The 24589-nt window shown below is 36.6% G+C and carries 21 protein-coding genes; 2 read left to right on the forward strand and 19 right to left on the reverse strand.

Annotated elements, in window-relative coordinates; genetic code table 11:
* From nagA to FD31_RS09020, 19 genes are all read right to left on the reverse strand, one after another.
* On the reverse strand, positions 1-839 hold an 839-nt coding region (gene nagA, locus FD31_RS08925), incomplete at its 3' end, for an N-acetylglucosamine-6-phosphate deacetylase (RefSeq protein ID WP_057892432.1).
* A gap of 616 nt (positions 840-1455) precedes the next feature.
* Positions 1456-2628, reverse strand: a complete 1173-nt coding sequence (locus FD31_RS08930; protein ID WP_057892433.1) for an SIS domain-containing protein — start codon at positions 2626-2628, stop codon at positions 1456-1458.
* Positions 2629-2656: 28 nt separating this feature from the next.
* Positions 2657-4672, reverse strand: coding sequence for a hypothetical protein (locus FD31_RS08935; RefSeq protein ID WP_147007343.1), 2016 nt, complete (start codon positions 4670-4672; stop codon positions 2657-2659).
* Positions 4665-5090, reverse strand: a complete 426-nt coding sequence (locus FD31_RS08940) for a PTS sugar transporter subunit IIA (RefSeq protein ID WP_057892435.1) — start codon at positions 5088-5090, stop codon at positions 4665-4667. Before FD31_RS08940 ends, FD31_RS08935 begins: the two co-directional genes overlap by 8 nt.
* Positions 5091-5103: 13 nt before the next feature.
* Entirely contained in the window at positions 5104-5919 is an 816-nt protein-coding gene (locus FD31_RS08945) for a PTS system mannose/fructose/sorbose family transporter subunit IID (protein WP_057892436.1), read from the reverse strand.
* Positions 5906-6841: a PTS mannose/fructose/sorbose/N-acetylgalactosamine transporter subunit IIC gene (locus tag FD31_RS08950; RefSeq protein ID WP_057892437.1), complete on the reverse strand. Its 936-nt coding sequence runs from the start codon at positions 6839-6841 to the stop codon at positions 5906-5908. The genes FD31_RS08945 and FD31_RS08950 overlap by 14 nt, the downstream gene beginning before the upstream one ends.
* Positions 6842-6865: 24 nt before the next feature.
* Entirely contained in the window at positions 6866-7354 is a 489-nt protein-coding gene (locus tag FD31_RS08955) for a PTS sugar transporter subunit IIB (RefSeq protein ID WP_057892438.1), read from the reverse strand.
* A 30-nt stretch (positions 7355-7384) separates the two neighbouring features.
* Positions 7385-8101, reverse strand: a complete 717-nt coding sequence (locus FD31_RS08960; RefSeq protein WP_057892439.1) for a GntR family transcriptional regulator — start codon at positions 8099-8101, stop codon at positions 7385-7387.
* Positions 8102-8442: 341 nt separating this feature from the next.
* Positions 8443-8820, reverse strand: a complete 378-nt coding sequence (locus tag FD31_RS08965) for a RidA family protein (protein ID WP_057892440.1) — start codon at positions 8818-8820, stop codon at positions 8443-8445.
* A gap of 1 nt (position 8821) precedes the next feature.
* Positions 8822-10033 carry a MalY/PatB family protein gene (locus FD31_RS08970; protein WP_057892441.1) on the reverse strand — a complete coding sequence of 404 codons (1212 nt, stop codon included), beginning with the start codon at positions 10031-10033 and terminating at the stop codon, positions 8822-8824.
* Between the two features lie 86 nt (positions 10034-10119).
* Entirely contained in the window at positions 10120-11184 is a 1065-nt protein-coding gene (locus FD31_RS08975; protein ID WP_083483632.1) for a M24 family metallopeptidase, read from the reverse strand.
* Between the two features lie 5 nt (positions 11185-11189).
* Positions 11190-12512 carry a PTS sugar transporter subunit IIC gene (locus FD31_RS08980; RefSeq protein ID WP_057892486.1) on the reverse strand — a complete coding sequence of 441 codons (1323 nt, stop codon included), beginning with the start codon at positions 12510-12512 and terminating at the stop codon, positions 11190-11192.
* Between the two features lie 15 nt (positions 12513-12527).
* On the reverse strand, positions 12528-12863 hold the full coding sequence (locus FD31_RS08985) for a PTS sugar transporter subunit IIB (RefSeq protein WP_057892443.1): 336 nt from the start codon (positions 12861-12863) through the stop codon (positions 12528-12530).
* Between the two features lie 27 nt (positions 12864-12890).
* Positions 12891-13937, reverse strand: a complete 1047-nt coding sequence (locus tag FD31_RS08990; protein ID WP_057892444.1) for a M28 family peptidase — start codon at positions 13935-13937, stop codon at positions 12891-12893.
* A gap of 22 nt (positions 13938-13959) precedes the next feature.
* Positions 13960-14274: a PTS lactose/cellobiose transporter subunit IIA gene (locus tag FD31_RS08995; protein ID WP_057892445.1), complete on the reverse strand. Its 315-nt coding sequence runs from the start codon at positions 14272-14274 to the stop codon at positions 13960-13962.
* A gap of 4 nt (positions 14275-14278) precedes the next feature.
* A complete protein-coding gene (locus tag FD31_RS09000; protein WP_057892446.1) occupies positions 14279-16201 on the reverse strand; it encodes a BglG family transcription antiterminator in 1923 nt (640 codons plus the stop codon).
* A gap of 131 nt (positions 16202-16332) precedes the next feature.
* Entirely contained in the window at positions 16333-17256 is a 924-nt protein-coding gene (locus FD31_RS09005; protein WP_057892447.1) for an L-lactate dehydrogenase, read from the reverse strand.
* 127 nt (positions 17257-17383) lie between these two features.
* The gene (locus FD31_RS09010) at positions 17384-18295 is read right to left on the reverse strand and encodes an L-lactate dehydrogenase (RefSeq protein ID WP_057892448.1); all 912 of its coding nucleotides are present in this window, start codon (positions 18293-18295) and stop codon (positions 17384-17386) included.
* A 666-nt stretch (positions 18296-18961) separates the two neighbouring features.
* Entirely contained in the window at positions 18962-20017 is a 1056-nt protein-coding gene (locus FD31_RS09020) for a D-alanine--D-alanine ligase (RefSeq protein WP_057892450.1), read from the reverse strand.
* Positions 20018-20210: 193 nt separating this feature from the next.
* On the opposite strand from FD31_RS09020, the gene FD31_RS09025 reads away from it, so the two are divergent.
* Positions 20211-21137 carry a DUF1002 domain-containing protein gene (locus FD31_RS09025; RefSeq protein ID WP_235805348.1) on the forward strand — a complete coding sequence of 309 codons (927 nt, stop codon included), beginning with the start codon at positions 20211-20213 and terminating at the stop codon, positions 21135-21137.
* Positions 21138-21793: 656 nt separating this feature from the next.
* A complete protein-coding gene (locus FD31_RS09030) occupies positions 21794-24517 on the forward strand; it encodes an HAD-IC family P-type ATPase (RefSeq protein ID WP_057892452.1) in 2724 nt (907 codons plus the stop codon).
* Positions 24518-24589: the final 72 nt, after the last annotated feature.

The following is a 24589-nucleotide window of genomic DNA, read 5'->3' on the forward strand; positions in this document are numbered from 1 at the left end:
CCAGCACGCATACAGTCAGTAATCAATGCTACATGCTCTGGTGTCTTCTTTTCAATGACGATTCTAGCAGCATATGGATTAACGTGGTGTCCGTCACAAATCAATTCGTCATCAACTAAGTGCATTGAAAGTGCAGCTCCAACCATACCTGGAAGTCTGTGGTTCAAACCACTCATACCATTATAAGTGTGTGTAAAACCAGTAGCTCCAGCTTCAACACAGGCCTTAGCTTGTTCAAATGTTGCATCACTGTGACCTAAATAAACAGCAACTTTATCTGAGGCAACAGCCTTAGTAAATTCAGGAGCACCCTTTCTTTCAGGAGCAATGGAAATCTTTCTAATCATGCCGTGAGCTGCATCTTGCCAGTCTTTAAATTCTTCTGCATCGGGATCTCTAAAGTACTTAGGATTTTGCGCACCCTTGTGTTTTTCAGTATAGAAAGGACCTTCAAAATGAATACCTTGAATCTTAGCACCAGTAACCTTCTTGTAGTTATCACCAATTGTGTGACAAATACTCAAAAGTTGGTCGTGTGAGGCAGTCAAAGTAGTTGGCAACCATGAAGTTACACCAGCTTTCAACAAACCTTCTGACATTTCATTGAGCTTGCCAAAATCATCATCCATAACATCGTGGCCACAAAGACCATGAATATGAGTATCAACTAAACCAGGAGCGATAAATTTGTCAGAGTAATCAACAATCTTACCTTCAGGTTTCTTTTCATCAGCAGTGTAAAACTTACCGAATTTACCGTCATCAGTAACTTCAAGATAACCACCGTTTTCAGTTGTGTTCTTTAAAAAGAATTTCTTAGCATGAATATAATATGACATTCTCGTTTCTCCTTTTTTACTTTTAAATAATTTTTATATGCCGCCTCCGGGAGCGATAAATATAGATTGCTGTGGGGACCGATTCGAACCAAAATACGGTCTCGAACCTCGAGTTTGAACTTTGCAAAAAACGCAAATTTCAAAACTCATCCTGTGGTGTAAGGGCTAAAGCCCTAACGCCACTTTCACTGCTACCTATATTTCTCGCTCCCTCCAGCTAATTTATTAGTTAATTTTCAACATTTCGTCACTTCAAACTTTGTAATAAGAATTATGAAAATAACATAAATTCATCATCCACAAAGCTAAAAGTTTTAAACTAAATAATCTAGAGAATATTAACACCTAAAAAAATTTAAATATTCTAGCCGGCGGGTGTATGTGATTCAAGCAGCAGTGAAAGTGGTGTAAGAACGGTGGTTTTCCGTTCTTACACCACGGACGTATTTTGAGATTCGCGTACTTTGCGAAGCTCAAAATCGAGACTCGAGACCTTGGCTCGAGTCGGTCCCACAGCAGCTTAGAATCACATACACCCGCCGGCGGAATTTTTTAAATCCCACACATAAAAGGTTGAAACAAATTAATGTTCCAACCTTTTAGTTTTGATTACCAATTATTCGTAATCGTGAATTGTAACACCTTTAACAACTCGGTTAACTGTACCGCTTGCTGATGGTGTATCAGGTGTGTTGTTAACTTTGATTGAATTCATCAATGCAAATGTTTGTGCGAACACTACGTCTGGTAATGCTTGATATAGTTCAGGTAGATCTTTGTCCCCGGATTTAATGAAGAAATTGTCGCCTGAGAAGTCATTGTCATCAGATGTACCAACGCCAACAACCTTTTCACAAATTTCATCACCCTTGATTTCTTCCAAGATATCTACATCGTATTGACGAGTATATTTATCATTGCTCATGAAATCAAAGACAATTGTCTTACCATTTACATACGACTTAGGACCGTGACGGAATCCCATTGATGAATCGAAGATAGTTGTCAAAGCTCCGGCAGTTAATTCAAGAACTTTCAATTGAGCTTCACGAGTAAGCCCTGAAAGTGAACCGCTACCTAAGTATGTGATACGGTCGTAATCTAAGTCTGCATAGGCTTGAATTTCGTCCTCACGACTGATAACTTCTTGACCCATCTTGATCATAGTATCAACCCATGCTGCTTTCTTATCTTCAGCGTTTGTATCAAAAATCAATGCAGCCGTTAAGGTCATGCAAGAGAAGCTTCCGGTCATGGCGAATCCCTTATCATTTGAAAGTGCTGGTTGAAGAAGTAGAAGGTTTCCGTCTTCGTTTTCAGCCTTTTTAGCTAAATGTCCTTCAGGAGCACAAGTGATAGTGATTTGATACAAATTCTTAATAAGCTTTTCAGCAAGTTCTACAGTAGCAACACTTTCAGGAGAGTTACCACTTCTAGCAAATGATACTAAAATTGTTGGATCGTCACTTCTTAGATTATCTAGTGGAGCAGAAACAATATCAGTTGTGGGAATGCTTTCAAAAACAAAGTGTGAATTATCCCCAACACGGCTCAAATATGGTCTAAGTGTATCCCCTACATAAGCTGAAGTACCAGCACCCGTGAAGATAACTCTGATTTTTTGGTTTGGATATGTCGAAGTTATTTTATCAAGAAAGCTATCTATCTCTGATTTCTTAGCTGTGTAGTTTTGGAAAGCTTCTTTCCATAAGTCGGGTTGTTGTTGAATCTCACGAGTTGTGATCTTAGCACCCATTTTTTCTAGTTCTTGATCTGTTTTTGTAAACATGATATTGAATCCCTTCTCTAAATAATTTTTAACCTAAGAATTTGATGTGAAGAACTGCTAATTCCTTAACAGTAAAGTCAACGTGGTAGATTCCCTTAGAATCTAACGTCACATCCAAGACTTCATTTTGGACTGAATTATCCGCGTCACGATATGTAATAGAAACTTGTTTTACATTTCGATCTTTCAAGAAGAAATTAATCCCATCAACATCATCAATCGACCAGTTGCTGACAATCATTTGTGATTGGTTTTCATCAATGACCATCTTGCAATTGTACATGTTGACTAAATGTGGCACGCTTAATTGTTCCTCAAAGAATTGTTTCAAATCGCCCTCACGAATATCAGTATATTGAGCTTGCCAACCATACTTTGGAGAATCAGTCATTGGTAGGACGTAGAACTTATCGTCGCTGACAGTTACAGGTCCTAATTTTTTCTCTAAGCGGTCGTAAGCTGAAGAATGTACCGTTACGTGAGCTTTATAATTAATTTTTACGTAATCACCCGTGTGAGTTAACATTGTTAATCTCGGATTGTTGATACCAGAAATCGTCTCTCCGTCAAATTGTTCAAATGATTGATGTCCAGAACGATTCTTGATTACTTCGATGCTTGTCGCATTTATCAAATTCAATAACTGACGATTATTCAAAATAATTACCGCATCCCCATCTAAAAGGACAAAGTTACGAGTAAAGATTTGAGTGATTTGGTCATCTGACAAGGTATTTAAGAAGTTACCTGTAATTGCAACACACTTATTTTTGATTTCCTGACCAATATAATTAAGTGGCTTGGTTGCAATACCTAATGTCGACAACAACTCTAACCATTGAGTTTGAGAAGCCATCAGACCTTCAAGAGTACCTTCATTGTCAATCTTAGTCTGAGCAACATCTTGATTCATCGGTACTATAACGCCGTTACGCTGTTCAATGGCAATGCCATTTTCATACAAGAAATCTAGAAATTCCTTATCATTGTTAAGCAGGGAGGCATAACGATATGTTGTATTAACGCCATCGCCCATCATGCTGAACATATTTAACAAAACGCCGTCCGCGTGAACCAAACTTGTTGTCTCTAATTGAAATTGTGTAAATTTATTCGACTTTGCATATGGCGAGTACAAGAAACTTTCCATTTCTGGATAAATCTTGTGCTTCGTACCAATCTCTGTTCTCGTTGCAACTGTATACTTCTCAAAATCACGTGCATATTGTTGAGGGCTAACCTCGTTATATGCTGGTAAATGTGGACGTGATACAGCTGGTGTGTCTGCTCCACTCAATTCATCCAACAGTTTTTGCCAATCACGACCTTCAAGTGCGTGAACTTCTGGCCAAGAACTCATTAGACCTAATTTTGTTGTTGGAGAAACTGCATGAACCTTCTGTTCAATCATATGTGCGACATGTAAAATCTCAGCACGTGCAACTTTTAAATATGCGTTACGATATTTATTCTCGCCACCAGTAAACATTTTTTCCACGAACTCTTCGCGTGATAAGTCCGTGCCTAAAAGCTCGTTATACTGCTTCATGTGATCATCACAGAAACAGCCTAATTTGAAGGGTGCGTTCTTATAGTGTCTGAAATCATCTTCCAGCCATAGTTCATTGGGGTGAATGCTTGCCCAGATAGCATAGATATCACTGATATAGTCAGCCCAACCTTGATAACCGGGACAAGCCATTGAGATACTTTTGACACCTTGATAACTAACCATTGGCTTAATATCGAGTTCTGGATTGATGTGAATACCACGATCAGAATGATTCATCGTCGTCCACGGATTCAGACTCACAGTAATACCAAGCTCTTTTAACGGCTGGCTAACTTCGTTAATGTTAGAAATTAATTCTTTAGCTTTTTCTAGAGTTATATGAGCATCTGATAATTCTTCTTGATTGATGAAAAAGGCAACGTCAGAAACTTGTGCTTCTTTGACAAAATCAATCAATCGCTGTTTTTTATCAGCATCATAAATGTTCTTATCTACTGCGAAACGCAGCGTATAACGGTAAGAATTATTCATCTTCTTCATCATCCTCATCAGAGTCAGCGTTGATAAAGGCATTGACATCGACGATTCCGTCTTTGGCTTCCTTCATCAAATCGGCAACTTTGATATCTGAACCGATGAATTTTTGATTTGCATAATTAATGACCATTGGTAAATTCAAGCCAGAAATAACTTGCATGTCAGGATAAGTTTGTGTCAAGTTAACGGCGACGTTACCCGGTGTACCACCAAGTAGATCAACGATTAAGTAAACAGGTTCCTTACCATAATACTTTTTGATTTCTGCTTCGGCTTTTGCCTTTAAGTCTTCAGGACCATCTGATTTTTCAAGTCCTAGAGCTGTAGTTTCAGGTAATTCACCGATAATTAATTCTGCTGATTTTAATGTTTCGATTGCCATATTTCCATGACTCATCAAGATTAATGCCATAATTTAAATCCTCCTAGATTTTGCCTAGTACGCCGATTGCTGATAGAGCAATTGCGAAAATAATAACAATAAAGATAACCTTTGTTGATGTCATACCCTTCTTACCTAGTAACCAGTAAACAAGACCTACGATACATGCTGGAACTAACTTAGGAAGAATCATATCAATATTAGTTTGAACTGATAGTGAAACTTTACCCATGTGAGCAACAAGTGGAACTTGGACATTAATCATTGTTGCAACCAAAGCACCAACGATGAAGACACCAAGCAATGTAGCGGCATCAGTTAAAGCATTCAATTGACCTTGCATTTCAGAAACAAGTTTTGTACCTGTCTTGTAAGCAAAGTGAAGTTGTTTCCAACGGAAAACCATGATAGCAATATTAACTGCTAACCATAGGAATAATCCAAGTGGGTTACCTTGTGAAGCCATAGTAGCAGCAATAGCACCCATGATAGTTGGTACCAAAGCAGCGAACAATGAATCACCGATAGCAGCGAATGGTCCCATAAGACCTGTCTTAATACCAGCAACAGTATCTAGTGAGTCAGCACCTTCCTTACCTTCAATGGCAAGATCGATACCTGTAATAATTGTGTTAAAGAAATTACTTGTGTTAAAGAATTGGTTATGTGTCTTCATAGCTTCTTTAAGCTCTGGAGTACCATCACCATAAATTTTTCTTAGTTGTGGCAAGATTGTGTAAAGATAACCTGAACCTTGCATTCTTTCGTAGTTCCAACCCATTTGGAAACCGAACAAACTACGTTTGTTGATTTGGCTGAAATCTTTTTTAGTTAATTCATACTCGTTATTCTTCTTCATCACCGTCTACCTCCCCATTAGCGTCTTCAATTTCATCGTCTTCGTCTTCATCTTCGTCACCTGAAGTAGCTTTTGGACCTGCAGTAGTAGCAGTGTTCAATTTAGCCATTGATTTCTTGTATTCAAGAATAGCAAAGGCACCACCGATTAGGGCAATAGCTAACATTGGAAGTGAATTGAATGTTGTTGTGAAAGCTTTATTTGCAGCAGTCAAACCTGTAGCAACTGTTTGGATACTTGTAAATACTGTTGATAGTAAAGCAGTAATTGTGAAACCAAGAATCAAGTAAGCGATGTGTTTCTTAACTGGTAAGTAGTGAAGCAAGATAGCAAAACCAACGGCTGGAAGTGTAGCACCGGCTGTTTGTAGACCAGTGTTCAACCATTGTAGGTCACCATTTAGATATGTAACCATTGTCTTAACAACACCTTGACCTAGAGCCAAAGCTAGGAAAACAGGAATACCACGTGATAAACACCATGGTAATGCACCTAAAATAGTGTGTCTTTCAATACCTTTGTAGTTGAAGTTTTCGATATCTTTATCAACTTGGTGTTGGAAGTAAGTGTTAGTAAATCTAGCAAGAATATCAAATGATGTTAGAAGTGCGGCAACTGGAACACCGATAGCGGCAATAGCTGTAGCAGCTTTCATACCTGTACCGATTGAAAAGGCAGTAGCCAAAACAGTACCTGAGTTAGCATCGATCTTAGAAGCACCACCGAAAGTACCAACACCTAGAACTGTCAATTGAAGAGCAGCACCGATAATAAGTCCTGTCTTCATATCCCCCATGATCAAACCAGAAATCATTCCGGCCCAAACTGGTTGACTCAATGATGAATTCATTTGTAATTCATCATAGATGTTATACATAGAATATGCCGTGAGAAGCAATATTTGAACAATTGTAAAACTCATAGTTCTTTCCCCCAAATTCAATTATTATTTTTTGTAATCTTTCAAGATACCTGCGAAGTCCTTGATTGGGTCACTTGGAACCATTTGTGCTGTTACTTTAACGCCAGCATCCATAAGTTTGTGGAATGCATCATAATCGTCATCTGTAACGTTGATTGATTGTGTCAAATGTTGTGTTGTGTCTTTTTGTGACATATTACCAACATTGATTGTGTCGAACTTAACGCCTTCTTCAACCATGCTTACAAGTGTTGCAGGTTTCTTAACAACAAGAAATACTTTTTGTGAATCGTATTTTCCGGCTAAGATATTTGCTGAGGACTTCTTTGTTCCTAAAATACTTAGGTTGACCCCAGCTGGCTTAGCTAATTTAAGGGCAGTTTTTTGAATGTCACTCTTTATAATTTCGTTATCAACTACCATAATTCTTGATGCTTGTAATTTAGTTGTCCATAAATTAGCTACTTGTCCGTGAATTAATCTTTCATCAATTCTTACTGCAATAATACCCATATCTTTATACCTCCAAATGTTTACTCTTCCTTAGGATTTATTACTGATATCGTGTCGAATGTGATAAGCAAATTGATCACTTCTGGCAACGCTCAAAGTAAACTCAATAATTTGATTATGTGGATCATAAGTCTGTCGTCTGAGATTCAAACAAGGTGCGCCTTCTTTGATGTCTAAATATTTACTATCATTGGCGCTTGTTATACCGGCAAGGAAATACTCATCAGCATAATAAACTTGTTCATTGAACTCTTCCGAGAAAACTGAATATAATGATCGATTACTCAACATCGATTCAGTCATTAAATTGAAATGGTCAGCCGGTAGATACGTACGTTCCAGCATTACTGGGATTCCATCGGCAAAGCGGAGTCGTTTTATCTTGATTATTTGACTGCCCACTTCAGTTTCCAAATTCTTAGCGAAGTATGCATTAGCCTCCTTTCGTTCAAAGCTAAGAATCTTAGTTTGTGGTTTCTTCCCCAGCGATATCATCTGCTTGTTGAAACTGTAACTACTATTCAAATCGCTATTTAGATCAACCCTATTAACAAAAGTGCCCTTACCATGTACCCGACGAATCATTCCGGTAACTTCCAGTTCCATCAAAGCGGCTCTGACAGTTGTACGCGACAATTCATACTTTTCAGCTAATTCCCTTTCGGAAGGCAATTTAGCATTGGCTGGTAAAGTTTGAATGTAATTAGTCAGCAAGTTGATTAACTGTTCTTGAAGAGTAATTTTCATACGAATCGAATCCTTTCTGGTATCAACCACAAGACCATTGTATACGGTTACAGCATATAAAACAACAAAAGGAATAGACCGCTTTCATGGTGGTTTATTTCAACAAATGAGTTATAGCAAGGCTTTTGGCAGTTGCATAGTCGAGTGGTACTTTTTTAGATAGGTTCTTGAAAAGATACCAGTTAAAAATTGGTCTAACCACTTTTTCAAATGTATACTCTTTTTTCATTAATGGTTTTATTAATCGGTTATACCATTTGATATATAAGTAATCAGCAAAAAAGAACGTAGCGTTATGCATGCGTTCTTTTTGATTAATTTTATCTATTTTTGATTAATTTTTATTTATTGGTCTCAGCAATGGCTTCTATTTCAATTAAAGCATTTATTGGTAAATTGGCTACTTCAAAAGCAGTTCTAGCTGGATAACTATCGTTGAAATATCCTTTATATATATCGTTGATTTTAGCAAAATCATTAATATCGGCTAAGTAGATTGTTGTCTTTAAGACATGATCAAAATCACTATCCGCTGTTTCTAAGACATTTTGAAGATTTGTTAATGCTTGTTTCGTTTGATTTTCAAAACCATCTACCAATTGGTTTGTTTTTGGATCTAACCCAATTTGTCCAGAAGTAAAAATTAGACCATTTGATTCTGTAGCGTGGATATATGGGCCGATGGCATCTGGTGCTTTGTTGGAAATTATTCTTTGCATTTTAAACATTCTCCATTTCATTAGCAATTACTTTTTGCCAAGTTTTAGCCATCCTCGACATTGCCTCTTCAATCACTGCATGCGAGGTTCCTAAATTTAATCTCAAGAAATCATCAGCATCTGAAACATAATCATCCCCAATACCAACGACTACGCCAGCATCTTCAGCCATAATTTTTGCAATTTCATGCATATCTAATTTAGCTTTAGAAACATCAATCCATGGAAGGTATGAGGAATCCATTTCCATCATTTTCCAACCTTCAAAGTATTTATCAATGTAAGTCTTGGTGATTTCAAGATTATCCTTTATGTAAGTGGCACATTGATCCAACCATTCATCACATTCTTCATAAGCAGTGGTCATTGCTATTTGTCCAGGTACATTAGGTGAAGTAACTGAATTTTTTGTATATTGTTTTCTAAACTGGTTTCGTATGGTTTCATTAGGAATAATTGAATACGATAATTTCAACCCACCTAGGTTGAATGCCTTGTTGGGAGAAGTAAACATAACTAAATTGTCCATATATTCACTATCCATTTCTAACGATGAAGTAAAAGTTCCTTCTATTATGTGTTCAGAGTGTACTTCATCACTGACAAATAAAACATGATATTTTTGGCATAGTTCAGCCATTTTTATAATTTCAGATTTACTCCATATTCGTCCAGAAGGATTGTGTGGCGAACAAAAGAACGTTGCTTTCGGATGCTTTTCTTTCATATTACGTTCAACATTCACCCAATCAATCTCGTAACGATTATTATGCTTCAACAAAGGAACAGTAATCACTTGACGATTATTATGTTCAGCAGCATATGCAAACGGACCATAAATCGGCGTATTCAACAAAATACTATCATTTGCATCTAAGAAACTTTGCACCAATATATGCATATTTGGTACTGTTCCATAACCTAATGTAATCCATTCCTTTTTAATCACTACGTTATGACGCTTCTTGTACCAATCAATAACACTCTGATACCAGCGTTCCGTCGGATAAGTATAACCATATGCACCATTAATACTCATCTCTGATAATGCTGTTCTAATTTCCGGAGCAGCTTGAAAATCCATATCGGCAATCCACAATGGTATGAAGTCCTTACGAACATTGGGAAATTTTGCTTTCACAATACTTTGATCCCATTTTCTAGCATTGTCGATTTGTCGATTAGCAAGTGTGTCAAAATCATATTTCTTCATTAACAATACCCTCGCTTTACTAAACAAAAAGACTAGTTTGTATACCCAGATACACCTTAGTCTCTTGTTTAGAATTTTCTTATTTATTAATTTCCAACGACCAATAATTCATGGGTAGTTTTTGTTAAACTGACTGGTTTATCAGCAGTTACTAAAATGTCATCTTCAATTCTTATTCCACCGATTCCAGGTAAATAAATTCCCGGTTCACAAGTTCCAATCATTCCTGGTTTTAAGACATCTTCTGACGTAGCATTCATCAATGGTCTTTCACCACCACCAATTCCTAATCCATGTCCTAGTCCATGTGTAAAGTACTCGCCATAACCAGCTTGTGCTATTTTTTCTGAGGCATATTGGTGAATTTCTTTACCCATTCTTTCAGGAACAAATTGTTGAATTGTTGATTGTTGAATTGGTAACAAAGTTTCATAAAGATTTTTGAATTGATCAGTCATTTCTCCCACACTAACTGTCCGTGTCATATCGGATTGATAACCGTCCTTAACAATCCCAAAATCTAATAATAAGAAATCTCCATTTTGAATAATTCGATCACTTGCGCGTCCATGTGGCATTGCTGTTCTAGGCCCCGATGATATTACCGGATCAAATGAAACTCCTTCTGCACCAAAGTCATAAACTAACTTGAAAACTTCACCAACTACTTGTTTCTCTGTCATACCCACATTGATATGTTTTAATAATTCTAAAAATATCTTGTCAGTTATCGAACAAGCATTTTGAACCAGTTGAATCTCATCATCATCTTTTAATGATCGAATCAACGGAATCGAATCATTTAATGGACTTACATCACATAATTGTTCAATCGAATGATATTGCGCATATGGTAGTTCTGTTTCTATCGCAACATTTTTAATATTATTATCTTTCAACCACTGCAATACTCCGCAAAAAACTCCACCTTGCATTGTAACGATGTTATTGTAGCGGTCAGCATATGGTTCAGCTGCAATTGCATATCTGCCGTCCATAATTTGATAATTAGCATTTTTACTTAAAACTATCCAAACTCCACTACCAGTTAGCGCATCAAGATAAATCTTAGTGGCTTTTTGATTTATTATGATTGCATCTACATTTAATTCATCTAATAATTTACGAACTTTATCCACTTTTTTCATCATATCTCCTAGAAATCAAGATCCATGTCGTCTAGTAAATCTTCATCAGCTAGTGCGCCATCTTTCTTATCAGCTCTATTTTGTTCTTCTCTCAATTGATTCTTTTCAAGAACTTTAAAGAATGGAAGATATACAAGCACTGCTAATACAACTTGTAGAGCATTAACAAGGATTGAACGCCAATCGCCAGCCGTTAGGAATCCTTCAAAGAAGGCACCAACATAAGGCGGAGTGAAGACTGGTTTACTTAGCCATCCTAATTTCATGAACATGTATGGTAATTGTCCAACAATATTTCCACCTAAAATAAATGGAATCATCATAACTGGATTCAAAATAACTGGTAGGCCGAAGAGAATTGGCTCATTAATACCGAACAGACACGGTACCAATGATAATTTACCAATTTTACGATACTGTTCACTCTTAGAGAACATTGCTAAGATAACAACACCTATGGAAATACCAGCTCCGGTAAATCCAAAGTAAACGCTTACTGAACCAGGAGCGTAAAAGTGAGGAATTGCTTGTCCTGCACGAAGTGCTTCAACATTTTCAGCAAAGAATTGATACATAATTGGTGACGTAATACCACTCAATACTGATGGGTGAATTCCGAAGAAGAACAATGTTAATTGTAAAATACCTAGTAGCCAAACAGTTGTTAAACTATCCATACTACCAACTAGCGGTCCAATAACAATCGAAAGCATATCTGGTGGCAATGTGCCTGTTAAACCTAAGCATAAGCCACGGATAATAATGAATGTTCCACCAACAATTAGAGCTGTCGGAATAATTTCAAATGAGCTAGATACGAAATCTGGAACTCCTTCTGGCATTTTAATCGACAAATGATGATTTTGACACCAACGATATAATTCAACTGTCAGCAATCCAACAATGATGGCAACGAATAAACCTTTTGCACCGAAATTAGATAAATCTGGAACACCTTTTTTATCATATTGAATCGTCAACATTACAAAGGCAAACGTCGACATCCCAATACAACCTGGAGCATACAATCCATAATAATGTCCCAATCCATATGAAATAGTCATTACAGCATATAGCGATAAGAAACCTAATGATAGAGTTACTGGTAAATCTAGTAGTGAGGCATTGTTAATAATGAATTGGCTTACGAAATTATTTTTACCTATCATATTTGGCAATGCGGGTAAAATAGCAAAGATACTACCTAAAATTGTAAATGGTGTAAGTCCCATCATACCTGACTTAACTGCTTTTAGATGTTGGTTGTTATCTACTTTTTCAGCAACAGGCATGAAATATTTGTCCATAAAGGCTTGGAATCTCTCAAACATGCTATTCATATTTCATTACTCCTTTGCTTTTTGTGCTTTTTTGTGTGCGATAAGTGCCATTTTTAATGCAGTAGCGCCGTCCATCTTTCCATAAGTATCTTTATCCATAATTGCATAAGGAACACCTTTAGGTGTCAAAATCGAGCTAATATATTCTTCACGATGAGCAATTTGAGGTCCAATCAAAACAGCATCGATTTCCCCTTCTTCATCTGCTAAAAGATCAGCCGAAATTGCTTCTAATTCAAAATCTTCAATATTTAATTTTTTACTTTCACGAATTACATCTTTCATCTTTTCCATCATCATGGTTGTAGAAAAACCACCAGCACAACATAATACGATTCTCATTTTTGTTACCCCCTTATAATTAGGTAATTAGAATTTGTATAAATCATCTGTAACTGTTTTTGTAACTTGTGGAAGAATCTTAGTATATAGTTCAGCAATATGAGCAACATCATTCACATCAACAATTGAAGCGGCACAATGTCCATAGCGGCATGGTAAGCAAGTAGTAACAGTTGCTTTACCTTCATGAACTTTATGGGCTTCCCCACTGTCAGTCCCACCACTATTAAACATGTCATATTGCAATGGCAAATCATTCTTTACAGCCGTATCTCTAACTAAAGTAACTAGTTTTTTATTAGGAGCCATTGTCCGGTCAAAGAAAGTTAGCATTGGGCCCTTACCAATTTGACGATTATTAGTATTGTCATTTCTAAATTGGTCAGGATATGTTGCAACATCAATTGTGAAATAAACATCTGGATCAATCATTTGGGCAGAAGTTTTAGCTCCTCTTAACCCAACTTCTTCGCCATAAGTGCCAACGTAATAAATGTCATTTTCATGTTCAATATTTTGCATTGCTTTAGCGATTTCAACTAATGCAAAGCAACCATAACGGTCATCCATTGCCTTACCCATATAAGTATCAGGCAAGTTTGTAGACTCAAATTCAGTACCAAAAGAAAGCATATCGCCAACATTTATTCCTAAATCAAGTACTTCTTGTTTTGTCTTGGCACCAATGTCAAAGTACATTTGTGAACCAGCAGTTTTATCATACTTACCGGCCACCATACCGTTAAGTTTTTTGCCGTCACCGGTTGTTAAACGTAATCTTTGGAAATCTAATGTATCAGTTTTTACACCACCGACAACGATTAGCATGACCAAACCACCATCAGTGATACTTCTTACCATAAATCCAACCTCATCCATGTGTGCTGCAATGACTACTTTAGGTCCATTACCAGTTCCTTTTTGAACACAGATCATACTACCTAACCCGTCATACATGGTTTCATCACAATATATTGCTAAGGTGTCTCTTAAAATATCTCTAACTTCTCCTTCACAGGAAACAATTCCATCAGCATTGGATAATCTTTCAAGTACTTTAACATCAACATCCATTATGGTTTTACCTTCTTTTTATTTATTCAGCTTGTTTGTCTCTTAACATTCCAATCATTTCTTCAATTAAGTCTCTAGCTAATAAACTCGTCATTAAGTGATCTTGAGCGTGAACCATCAGCAATCCCACTGGAGTTTTATTGCCTCTAGCTTCTTCAGTCAACATATCCGTTTGCAGGTTATGGACTTGAGCACTCGTTTTTCTAGCTTCTTCCATTTTGGCATCTGCACCGTCAAAGTTACCTTCTCTAGCCATTCTTAGGGCTTCAAATGCCTGTGCTCTACTGTCTCCAGATATCGAAATAATTTGGAAAACTTTCATTTCTGTTTCGTCCATAATGTCAGCTCCTCTTAATTGCCGTAGTAATTTTATAAATAAATTCCTTATAATTTTTAACTCGAATGATTGAATTTCTTAAATCTGAATCTTTCATTAATTCAATCATCATGCGACTGATTTCTTGATGCAGTGTCAAATGACCTTGTCCGATATTTATTAAGAAAATAATTTGTACCTTTTTATTTTGATATTCAATTGGTTCTTTCAAAATCGTTACGTCGATTATTTCCTGATTGGCAACATTGGTCATCGGGTGCGGTCCCGCAATACCAGCATCATAAACAGTACTGATTTTTAGTTCACGTTCGAAAACACTATCTTTATATCCAATCTTTGCCTGGCCATTTTGTTCCAGCTTTAAGCCTCGCTTTTTCAATATATCGAGATAATCTGTTTCAAAAGATAAATTGAAATTAGTTGAAGAAAACAATCTCAAAACAGACTGTGTTTCATCAACAAATCGGTAAGGATTCTCATTCAATAATCTAACCGACTTTTCAACTTTATTAAGATTGTCGTTCGATAAAATCGGATCTATTTGAATAATTGGTATATCAAATGTATCGTCTGGTATACAAATGGTAGAAATAACTAGGTCATCTTTTTTATCAACTTTATTAACTTGATTCATCGATATTGTTTTAATTTTTGCCTTAGGAAATAATCTAGAAATTCCTGTCTCCAATAAGTATCCTGCACCACGGCCATCTTGGGTTAAAACGACAATATCTTGATAATTCTCCATTTCCATTAACTTCTGTCGTTCCAAACTTGCTGCAAAATAGATAGCAACATACCCTAATTCATCCTTACTCAATTTGTAAGTTAAATCTTTATTGAGGTAATTCATAAAGTCCAATGAAGCATTAATAACATTGGCATATTTAACATAAACATCATCAATTAGAGGATTTGTTAATTGATGATTGGTTGACAATCTTTTAAACAGCGTTGCAACATGAATCAAAAGAAAATCCTGCAGTTCCTTATCAGCTCTAAATTCGGTTCGATATGTTTCATCAACAGTTTTTAAAGCCTGGTCTATCATCTTTTTTAAATGAGCTTCTTCTTCAACTTCAACATATGATAATTTACCAATCATCTGCGTTTTTAAATAAGTGATTTCAAAATCAGGTATTTCTAAGTTATAGGTATTTTCAATATAATTCACGATGTCCCTGACAAGTGCCTCCGCTTTAACATCTCCTTTTAAATTGATGTCATAATCGGAAATACTAATATAATTCTTTTTCAACAATCTAAAAATCAACAGTCGAACGTGTTCAATTACGTTTTTTAAAAGCAAATCGTTGATGACAAGATTATTTTTTTCCAAACTAGTTTGAATAACTTTCCGAAGCTCGTCCTCTTTAATCATCTGCGTAAACGTTGTGTATTCTGGAGTCATGACTGGAGCCGAAAGTTGCATTCTGAAAAGATCAATGATTGCTTGACGTTTATTACTTTCTTTACCCTGAACATAAATTCCGTAGTGGGGCTTTCCGACTATCTGTAACTTTTTTTCCTTGAAAAATTGATTAGCTCTTTTTAAATCATCTTTAACTGTTGAAACACTGACATGAAATTTTTGCGATAAATCTTTTAGCGTTATAAAATCTCCAGCTAATAATAAAATGATTTCTAAATTGAGTATTCTTTGGCGGATGTCAGTTAACGATGCATTGCTGTTCGTTATTTGATGTAAATATTTTGTAAACTTCTCTTGATCAGTAACTTGTAATAAATAGCCCTTTTTACGAACAGTTTTTATTTCGTAACCGTTGCATTTTCCAATCGCATTCAAATCTTTAATATCCGATGATATTGTTCGATCACTAACATTCAATCTTTGGCACAGATCATGTCGAGAAATTGGATTTGGTATACTTGTTCTCAATAATTCAAGAAGATTACCATATCTCATCTTTTTATCCTCCTTTACAATCCAAATTGTATTCGCTTTCACATGCTATTAAAACATCAACTTTTGCAAACTAAATTTGAAATATCTGGCTCATTCAAAAAAAGAGCCATACCAGACGGTATGACCCTTTATTATTTATATTCCTCAGGCAATTTACTCTTAATATAATCAGCTGAGTATTGCAATTTATCTAATTCCTCTTGAGGCAAATCCAATTGAATTTGTTGAACAATACCATCACGTCCAACAATTGCTGGATATGACAAGTAAACTCCATATTCTTCACGGAAATTGGAAACTGGTAGCTCAATGTAGGCATCATTTAAAATTGCCATTGTTAAGTGAACGGCAGCTGTCGAAATACCATAATTAGTATATTTCTTTCCACTAAACACTGTGAATCCACCCATGCGGATATCTTCATTCAGTTTATCGAGATCCAAACCGTCTTTTTTAGCCAACTCATCAATTGATTTATCCAAAACTTTAACTGTTGACCAAGCTGTAAATTGTGAATTACCATGTTCACCCAAGTTATAACCTTGAACGGAACGTGGATCGACATTCAAAGCAGCACCCACAGCTCGCTTCATTCTAGCTGAATCCAACAGTGTTCCAGTCCCCATAACATGTGCTTTAGGCAAATCGGTAATCTTTTGATAAATTGAAACCATTACGTCATTAGGATTACTAATAACAACAATTTTCCCATCAAACTTAGTTGCTTTAATCTTAGTGGCAACATCAATGACAGCCTTACTTGTGAAATCTAACTCCGCAAAACGATCTGGTTCCACACGATCCTGCAATTTAATATCACCAACTGCTGAAATAATTACATCAGTATCGTCTAACTGAGAGTAATCATTAACGAAAATATTAGTATGGAATGGCAAGTTAGCCATGGCATCTTCAAAGTCCAACGCATCAGACTTAACCTTTTTTTCATTAATATCAATCATCACTAAATCGTCCACAAAACCACTGCTAACAATATAATGCGCACATGCGGCTCCGACATTACCCGTTCCAATAACTGCTACTTTTCTTGTCATATAATCTCCCTCTCAGTTCAAAATAAGTTGTAGTTGCCATTATACTCTAATATCATTAAAAAATAATTAATAATTTAATTTTTTCGAAAAAAAGCGGCATCTCCCTTGGAAAATGTCGTTTTTATTACTATTTAAGATTCTTTTTAATGTAATCAGCTGAGGCTTGTAACTTATCTAGTTCACTTTGTGGTAAGTCTAATTGTAATTGTTTCAAAATACCATTGCGTCCAACAATTGCTGGATATGACAAGTAAACACCATATTCTTCACGGAAGTTAGAAACGGGTAATTCAATATGAGCATCATTCAAGATAGCTAATGACAATCTAACAGCAGCTGTTGAAACACCGTAGTTAGTGTAACCTTTTCCATCAAAAACAGTGAATCCGCCCATCCGAACATCTTCATTAATTTGTTCCAAATCAAGACCAGAATCTTTTGCCAATTTTTCAATTGGTTGATCCATAACTTTAACCGTTGACCATGCAGTAAATTGAGAATTCCCATGTTCACCTAAGTTGTAGCCCGAAACTGAACGAGGGTCGACAGAGAAAGCTTTACCAACCGCACGTTTCATTCTAGCTGAATCTAGCAAGGTACCAGTACCGATAACACGTTCCTTAGGAAAACCAAGGATTTGTTGATACATGGATGTCATAACATCGTTGGGGTTACTAATAACAACCATAATACCGTTAAACTTCGTTTGTTTAATCTTACCAGCAACATCAGTCACTGAATCACCAGTTGGTTTTAGCTCACCAAAACGGTTAGGGTGATCTCCACCAATCAACTTGATGTGACCAACTGCTGAAATAATAATATCAGCATCATCTAATTGAGAATAATCATTTACAAAAATATTAGTATGGTATGGCAAATTGGCCATCGCATCTTCAAAGTCCAAGGCATCGGCCTTAACCTTCTTTTCATTTTGGTCGATCAATACTAAATCATCGACAAATCCACCTGCTACAATGTAATGAGCACAGGCAGCACCAACGTTACCCATACCGATAATACCAATTTTTCTAGTCATAAATAAAACTCCTCGCAATCAAAGATTTTAAAATAACTTCTATGTACATCATACATTAGTCTCGAGATAAAGTTTAACCTTATGCCGTCTCCGGGGGAGGAGAATGTTGTTCCGCTATGGGGACCGATTCGAGCCAAGGTCTCGAATCTCGCTTTGAAGCCTTGCACAAACCGCAAGTCTCCAAAGTCGCCCCGTGGTGTAAGAGCTAAAGCTCTAACGCCACCTTCACAGCCGAACAACATTCTCCTCCCCCTCCGACTAATTCATTTATATTTTTTTATTATTCTAACTGCTTAGGTACACTTATTTACTAAATATTTGTTCTTAAAAGATATTACGGGAAATATACTTAAAAAAATCTAACAATTAAATGCAAAGCCAACTTACAATTGATAAAAGGCCATATAAGTACAGTAAACAATCATAACTCCAAACACTCTAGCCACAGGTTGCCAGTGATAATGCCAGCAGTGATAGTAGTGTTAAGGCTTTAGCCTTTACACTACGGACGTATTTTGAGATTCGCGGGCTTTGCGAAGCTCAAAATCGAGGCTGGAGACCTTGGCTCCAGTCGGTCCCACAGCAGGCATTATCACTGGCAACCTGTGGCGGAATCCCAAACAAAAAAAGCCATCAAATCATTGCTGATTCAATAGCTTAACTAAATTATTTTTGATTTTCGTAATACTTAACTTTACTCTTAATGATTCTTTCACATAAATCAGGATATGAAATACCAATAGCTTCTGCTTCTCTTGGCATCAATGACAATGGTGTCATACCTGGTAATGTATTTGCTTCCATAACGTACAATTGACCGTCACGTAATAGGAAGTCAACTCGTCCATAATTGCTCATGCCTAATGCTTCAAAAGTCTTCTTTGTCAAAGCTTGCATTTCAGCATGTGTTTCATCACTCAAGTTTTCTGGTGGTGTAACAAAGTGTGTAACGTTGTTTTCCTGGAACTTGTGTTGGAAGTCATACCAACCTGTATCAACGGCGATTTCAACGGCTGGAAGAACTAGTCCGTCAACGATAGCAACTGAAAATTCACGACCCTTGATATATTCTTCAATCAAGACTTCAGTATCAAATCTCAATGCATCTGCAACTGATTCTCTTAACTCTGTAGCATTTTCCACGATATGTGTACCAACACTTGAACCACCATTTGATGGTTTAACTACCATTGGATAGTTAAATGGAATATCTTCAGACAAGATTTTAGCTGTTTTAGTAGTTGTATATTGAGCTGTTGGAATCTTATCTTGTACAAAAATTTCTTTAGAATACTTCTTGTCCATAGCAAGACCTGATGCTAATGAACCACTACCTGTATATCTGATATCAAAGACATCGAAGACGGCTTGCATCTTACCATTTTCTCCATCTTCACCGTGTAGTCCCATGTAGACAATATCGGCGTGTTGACAAATCTTTAAAACGTTACGACCTAGAAGACCGCGAGTCCCATCGGTACGAAGTGCATTGATTTTTTCATCAGTTAAAACTTCATCATCAATGATAAGTTTACTTTCACTTTCGGGTTCAGTTGTAAAAAGATCATCAATCTTATCTTCATCAACATCCTTACCTAAAAATGAATCAACGTATGCGACTTCATAACCCTTACTACGTAGTGCGTTGGTGATTTTAACTCCGGAAGATAAAGAAACATTTCTTTCTGTACTTCTTCCACCTGAAAGAACGACAATTTTCATTGTGTTTCACCTAATCCTTTTAAATTTATTACTTAAGCGTAATCCTAGAACCTACAGAATAGCACAATGGCAGGTAAAAAACCATTTTGGAAATTAAGTTTTTTAAATTTTTTTGCGAACTTCTCGAATTTTTCACACATTTTTGGTTTAATTGGCATTAAGGAGGGTAACAACCTTGAAAAAATTAAATATCATTTTATTAGGTTTATTATCTGTAATCACGCTGGGAATCTTTTCAGCACAAAGTGTTAAAGCTGATGATCTAAGTGATCAACCAGTTATGACTTTAGGAACTTCTTTAACTGCTGACCAACGTCAAGGGACAATCAATGCCCTATCATCACAAATTAACGATAGTAATTACAAAACTATCACTGTTACTGGTGATACATTAGTTAAATACTTGAATCCAAGTGGTAATTCATTCACAAGTAACTCTGGTGTTTGGTCATCAGCCTTGATTCAAAAAACATCATCCGGTTCTGGTATCAACGTTAAAATCGTTGACTATAATGGTAAAAATAACATCACTACTATCACAGCTGACCAATATCGTAATGCCGCCGTTACTGCCGGTATAAGCGATGCTAATATCTATGTAACCTCAGCTACCCCAATTGATGGTTCAGGTGCTCTAGCAGGTATTTATGCCGCTTACGCAAATTCTGGTGATACATTGAATCAAAGCCAAGTTAATGCCGCTCAAAAAGAAATGAGTGTCTTGAGTGGAATTACTGATGCCAATAAAGGTACCGATGGCTATTCTGATAAACAATTAAATAACGCCGTGGCTGGTATTAAGTCAGATATGGCTCAAAAAGGTGACAATATCACCGTTAACCAGATCACAACAATTGTAAATAACAACTTACAGAAGAACAATTTACAAAACATCATCAATGATAATCAAAAACAACAAATCATTAACTTGATGGTTCAAATCAGAGATTCAGGTGCTTTAAAGAACTCAAACTTTAAGGAACAAGCTTCCAAACTAAGCAGCGATATCATGAGTAAAGCTAAAAATATTTTCAACAACTTAAATACTCAAGAAAATCGTAACTTCCTACAAAGAATTTGGGACAGCATTGTTTCATTCTTCAGTGGATTGTTTAGTTAATCCATCTATAATAGTTGAAAACATTTACCAATTATTAAAAAATCCCGTAACAATCTTTTATAGATTGCCACCGGGATTTTTTTCAATTATCGTTCATTTTTTAACACAAGAAAAATCAATTTTTTATAAACTGTAATTAGGGTCATGTTTTCGAAGACTCATTATCTTTGTTGACTTTAGTCAGAATGTTAAATGGTGCAACACCCCTCGCCTATTCCGTTTTGATGGAGGTGTATGACTTGATAACAAGGATAAGATCGAAGGTGTGGTTTTGCAGCTCTTAGAGTTCGCAATTAGTGTGTATTTCTTGGCTAAAGCTTATTTCATATATATCAAAGCCAAGACACTAAAAAAGACTAATCACTTAGATTAGTCTTACCCATTAGTAAACCGTTTTCCGTCTGATGTTTGGGGCTACAAGACTTGCCCTCTTGTAGTCTCTTTTCATTTGCTATTATAAATGATGGATAAATTGAAAGCAACTGTTTACAACACTACGTAAATATTCTTTGACAATCTGTACACACCCCCATATCATAGGATAAACAAATATAATTATTTAAATACCTGAAAGGAAGTGGGCGCCTTGGTCTGCATTGAGAAGATCTATCGTAATTTAACAGATAAATACAATTAAATAGGAGTAAACAAAGTAAATGTTATTAGAAGAAAGCAATACCAGTTCCAAAGATAATTCCAAAGAACCCCCGAGAAACTCAAAAGAACTATGGCAACTGAGTGAGGCAGATGTCGGCAAAACTTTCCAAACCAACACTGAAGATGGTTTGACTAGCGCCGAAGTTAAACGTCGTTTGGACCGCAATGGCCGCAACGAATTGGAAGTTAAGAAACAATCGAAGTTTATCCAATTCATCAAACAATTTAACAACAGTATCATCTACATCCTTGCTGCTGCAGCCATTATGACTTTCTTGATGCATCGTTATTCTGATTCGATCGTTATTGGTTTAGTTATTATTGCCAATGCAATTATCGGTTACGTTCAAGAACAACAAGCCGGAAATGCTTTGGAAAAAATCCGGGAAATGTTAGTTTCCAAAAACTTCGTCTTCCGTGATGGCGAAAAATTAGAAATAGATGCACGTGAATTAGTTGTTGGTGATTTAGTTAACCTTGAGGCTGGTGATGCTGTGCCTGCTGACTTGCGTTTGATTTCAGCTGACAACTTAAGTGTTCAAGAATCAACCTTAACTGGTGAAACAAATGCCGTTGAAAAAATTGAGGAAGCTATTCCTGATTTTAAATTACCATTGGCCGAACGTAAAAATATGGTCTACGCTTCAACTGCTGTTACACACGGTTCTGGTTTAGGAATTGTCGTCGCAACTGCTGGCGATACTGAAATTGGTCAAATTCAAAACTCAGTTGAATCCGTTAAAGAAAAGCCCACTCCTTTAATGCAAAACTTGAATTCTCTTGGATTTGGTCTTTCAATCGCTATTTTAATCGCTGCGGTACTCTTGTTCATTATTGGGTACTTCATTGATACATATAGTTTACCAACGTTATTAATCGCCGTGATTACCATGGTCGTTGGTTCAATGCCCGAAGGTTTACCAGCTAGTACGTCAGTTGTTTTAGCTATGGGAACCCGTAAAATGACTAAACGGAACGTAATTGTTAAATCACTCCCTGCCGTTGAAACCCTTGGTGCGGTTGATATCGTTAATACTGATAAAACTGGTACTTTAACCAAAAATGAAATGACCGTTAAAAAAGTTGTGACACCGACGCATGATTTTGAAGTTACGGGTGTTGGTTACGATGCCGATGGTGGTGTTGATTTTGACGGTAGTTTGAAACTTGCTGGCAAAACTTATGACTGGCAAAAAGATCCAAGTATGAAATGGTTAGTTGATATTGCTGGTCAAACAACCGATGCGCAACTCCATTTTGAAAATAATCGTTGGGAATTAAACGGTGAACCAACTGATGGTGCTTTAACAACGCTTTATCGTAAAATGACTGGTGCTGACCCTGAAGTTGATGAAATTGATTCTCTACCTTTCGATTCAGAATTTCGTTTCTCAGCCCGTTTGGCTAATTTAAATAACCAACGTGTCTTGATGGTGAAAGGTTCTCCAACTACTATTATCAACGCTTCTGTTAAATCAACTGATGAAGCTTATTGGAATAGTAAAATCAAAGAACTTTCATCTGAAGGTTTACGTGTCGTGGCTTTAGCTTATAAACTTGTTGACGACAACTTTGAAGAAATCGAAGCTGATCAAATCAACGGTTTGACGTTAGCTGGTATGGTCGGAATTATTGATCCACCACGTGAAGAAGCACGTAAATCAATCCATGAATTACGAATGGCTGGTATTAAGGTCAAAATGATTACTGGTGATCACCCTGACACTGCTTCAGCTATTGCTAAAAAATTAGACTTAGATTCAGTTATTCGTGCCGTTACTGGTCCCGAAATTGATGCTATGTCTGATGACGAATTAAATGCTAAAATCGACAATTATAACGTTTTTGCCCGAACAACTCCTGCTAACAAGTTAAGAATTGTTCGTGCCCAACAAGCTAATGAACACGTTGTTTCTATGACTGGTGACGGTGTTAACGATGCCCCAGCCCTAAAGCAAGCCGATATTGGTGTTGCCATGGGTATTAAAGGTACTGAAGTTGCTAAGGAATCGGCTAACATGGTTCTTGCTGATGATGATTTTGCCGATATCGTGGTAGCTGTTCGCGAAGGTCGTCACGTCTTCGACAATATTCGTAAAACTATTCGTTTCTTATTACCAACCAGTTTTGCGGAAGGACTAATCGTGGTTATCAGTATCCTTTTGGGACAAGATTTGCCACTTTATCCAGCTCAACTGCTTTGGATCAACATGGTTTCTGCTTTAACCATTCAGTTTGCATTCATTTTCGAACCACCCGAAGCTGGCATCATGGCTCGTGGTCCTAGAAATGTTAAACAAGGTTTACTGACAAAATTAGATACATTTGAAATCGTCTACGTTTCGCTACTAATTTCCGGACTTGGAATTTGGGCATTCGACTTCTTAACTGGCCAAGGTATGCCTGAAGTAGTCGGAAGTACGATGGCATTAAATATCATTATTTTCGGTAAAATTTTCTACTTGTTCAACCTCAGAAATGACCATCCCGTTATTTCAAAATATTTCTTCCAAAACAAAATGGCTTTCTACATCATCGGTATTTTGATTGTCTTACAATTAGGAATTATTTATCTCCCATTCATGCAATCAATTTTCCACACAACTAACATTAACTTCACGTACGGATGGCTCATCCCAATCGCTGCAGGTGTTATTGTCCTAGTTGTGACTGAGCTTGGAAAGTTCATTCGTTTCCATTTGTTACAACGAAATATTAAATAAAAATTCCGCCTCCTGACAAAACGAAGAAGTCGCTGTGGGGACCGGCTCGAGCCAAAGAGCGGTCTCGACCCT

Origin of the sequence: Companilactobacillus nantensis DSM 16982 (assembly GCF_001435815.1) — a bacterium.
In the GTDB taxonomy this organism is placed as follows: Bacteria; Bacillota; Bacilli; order Lactobacillales; family Lactobacillaceae; genus Companilactobacillus; species Companilactobacillus nantensis.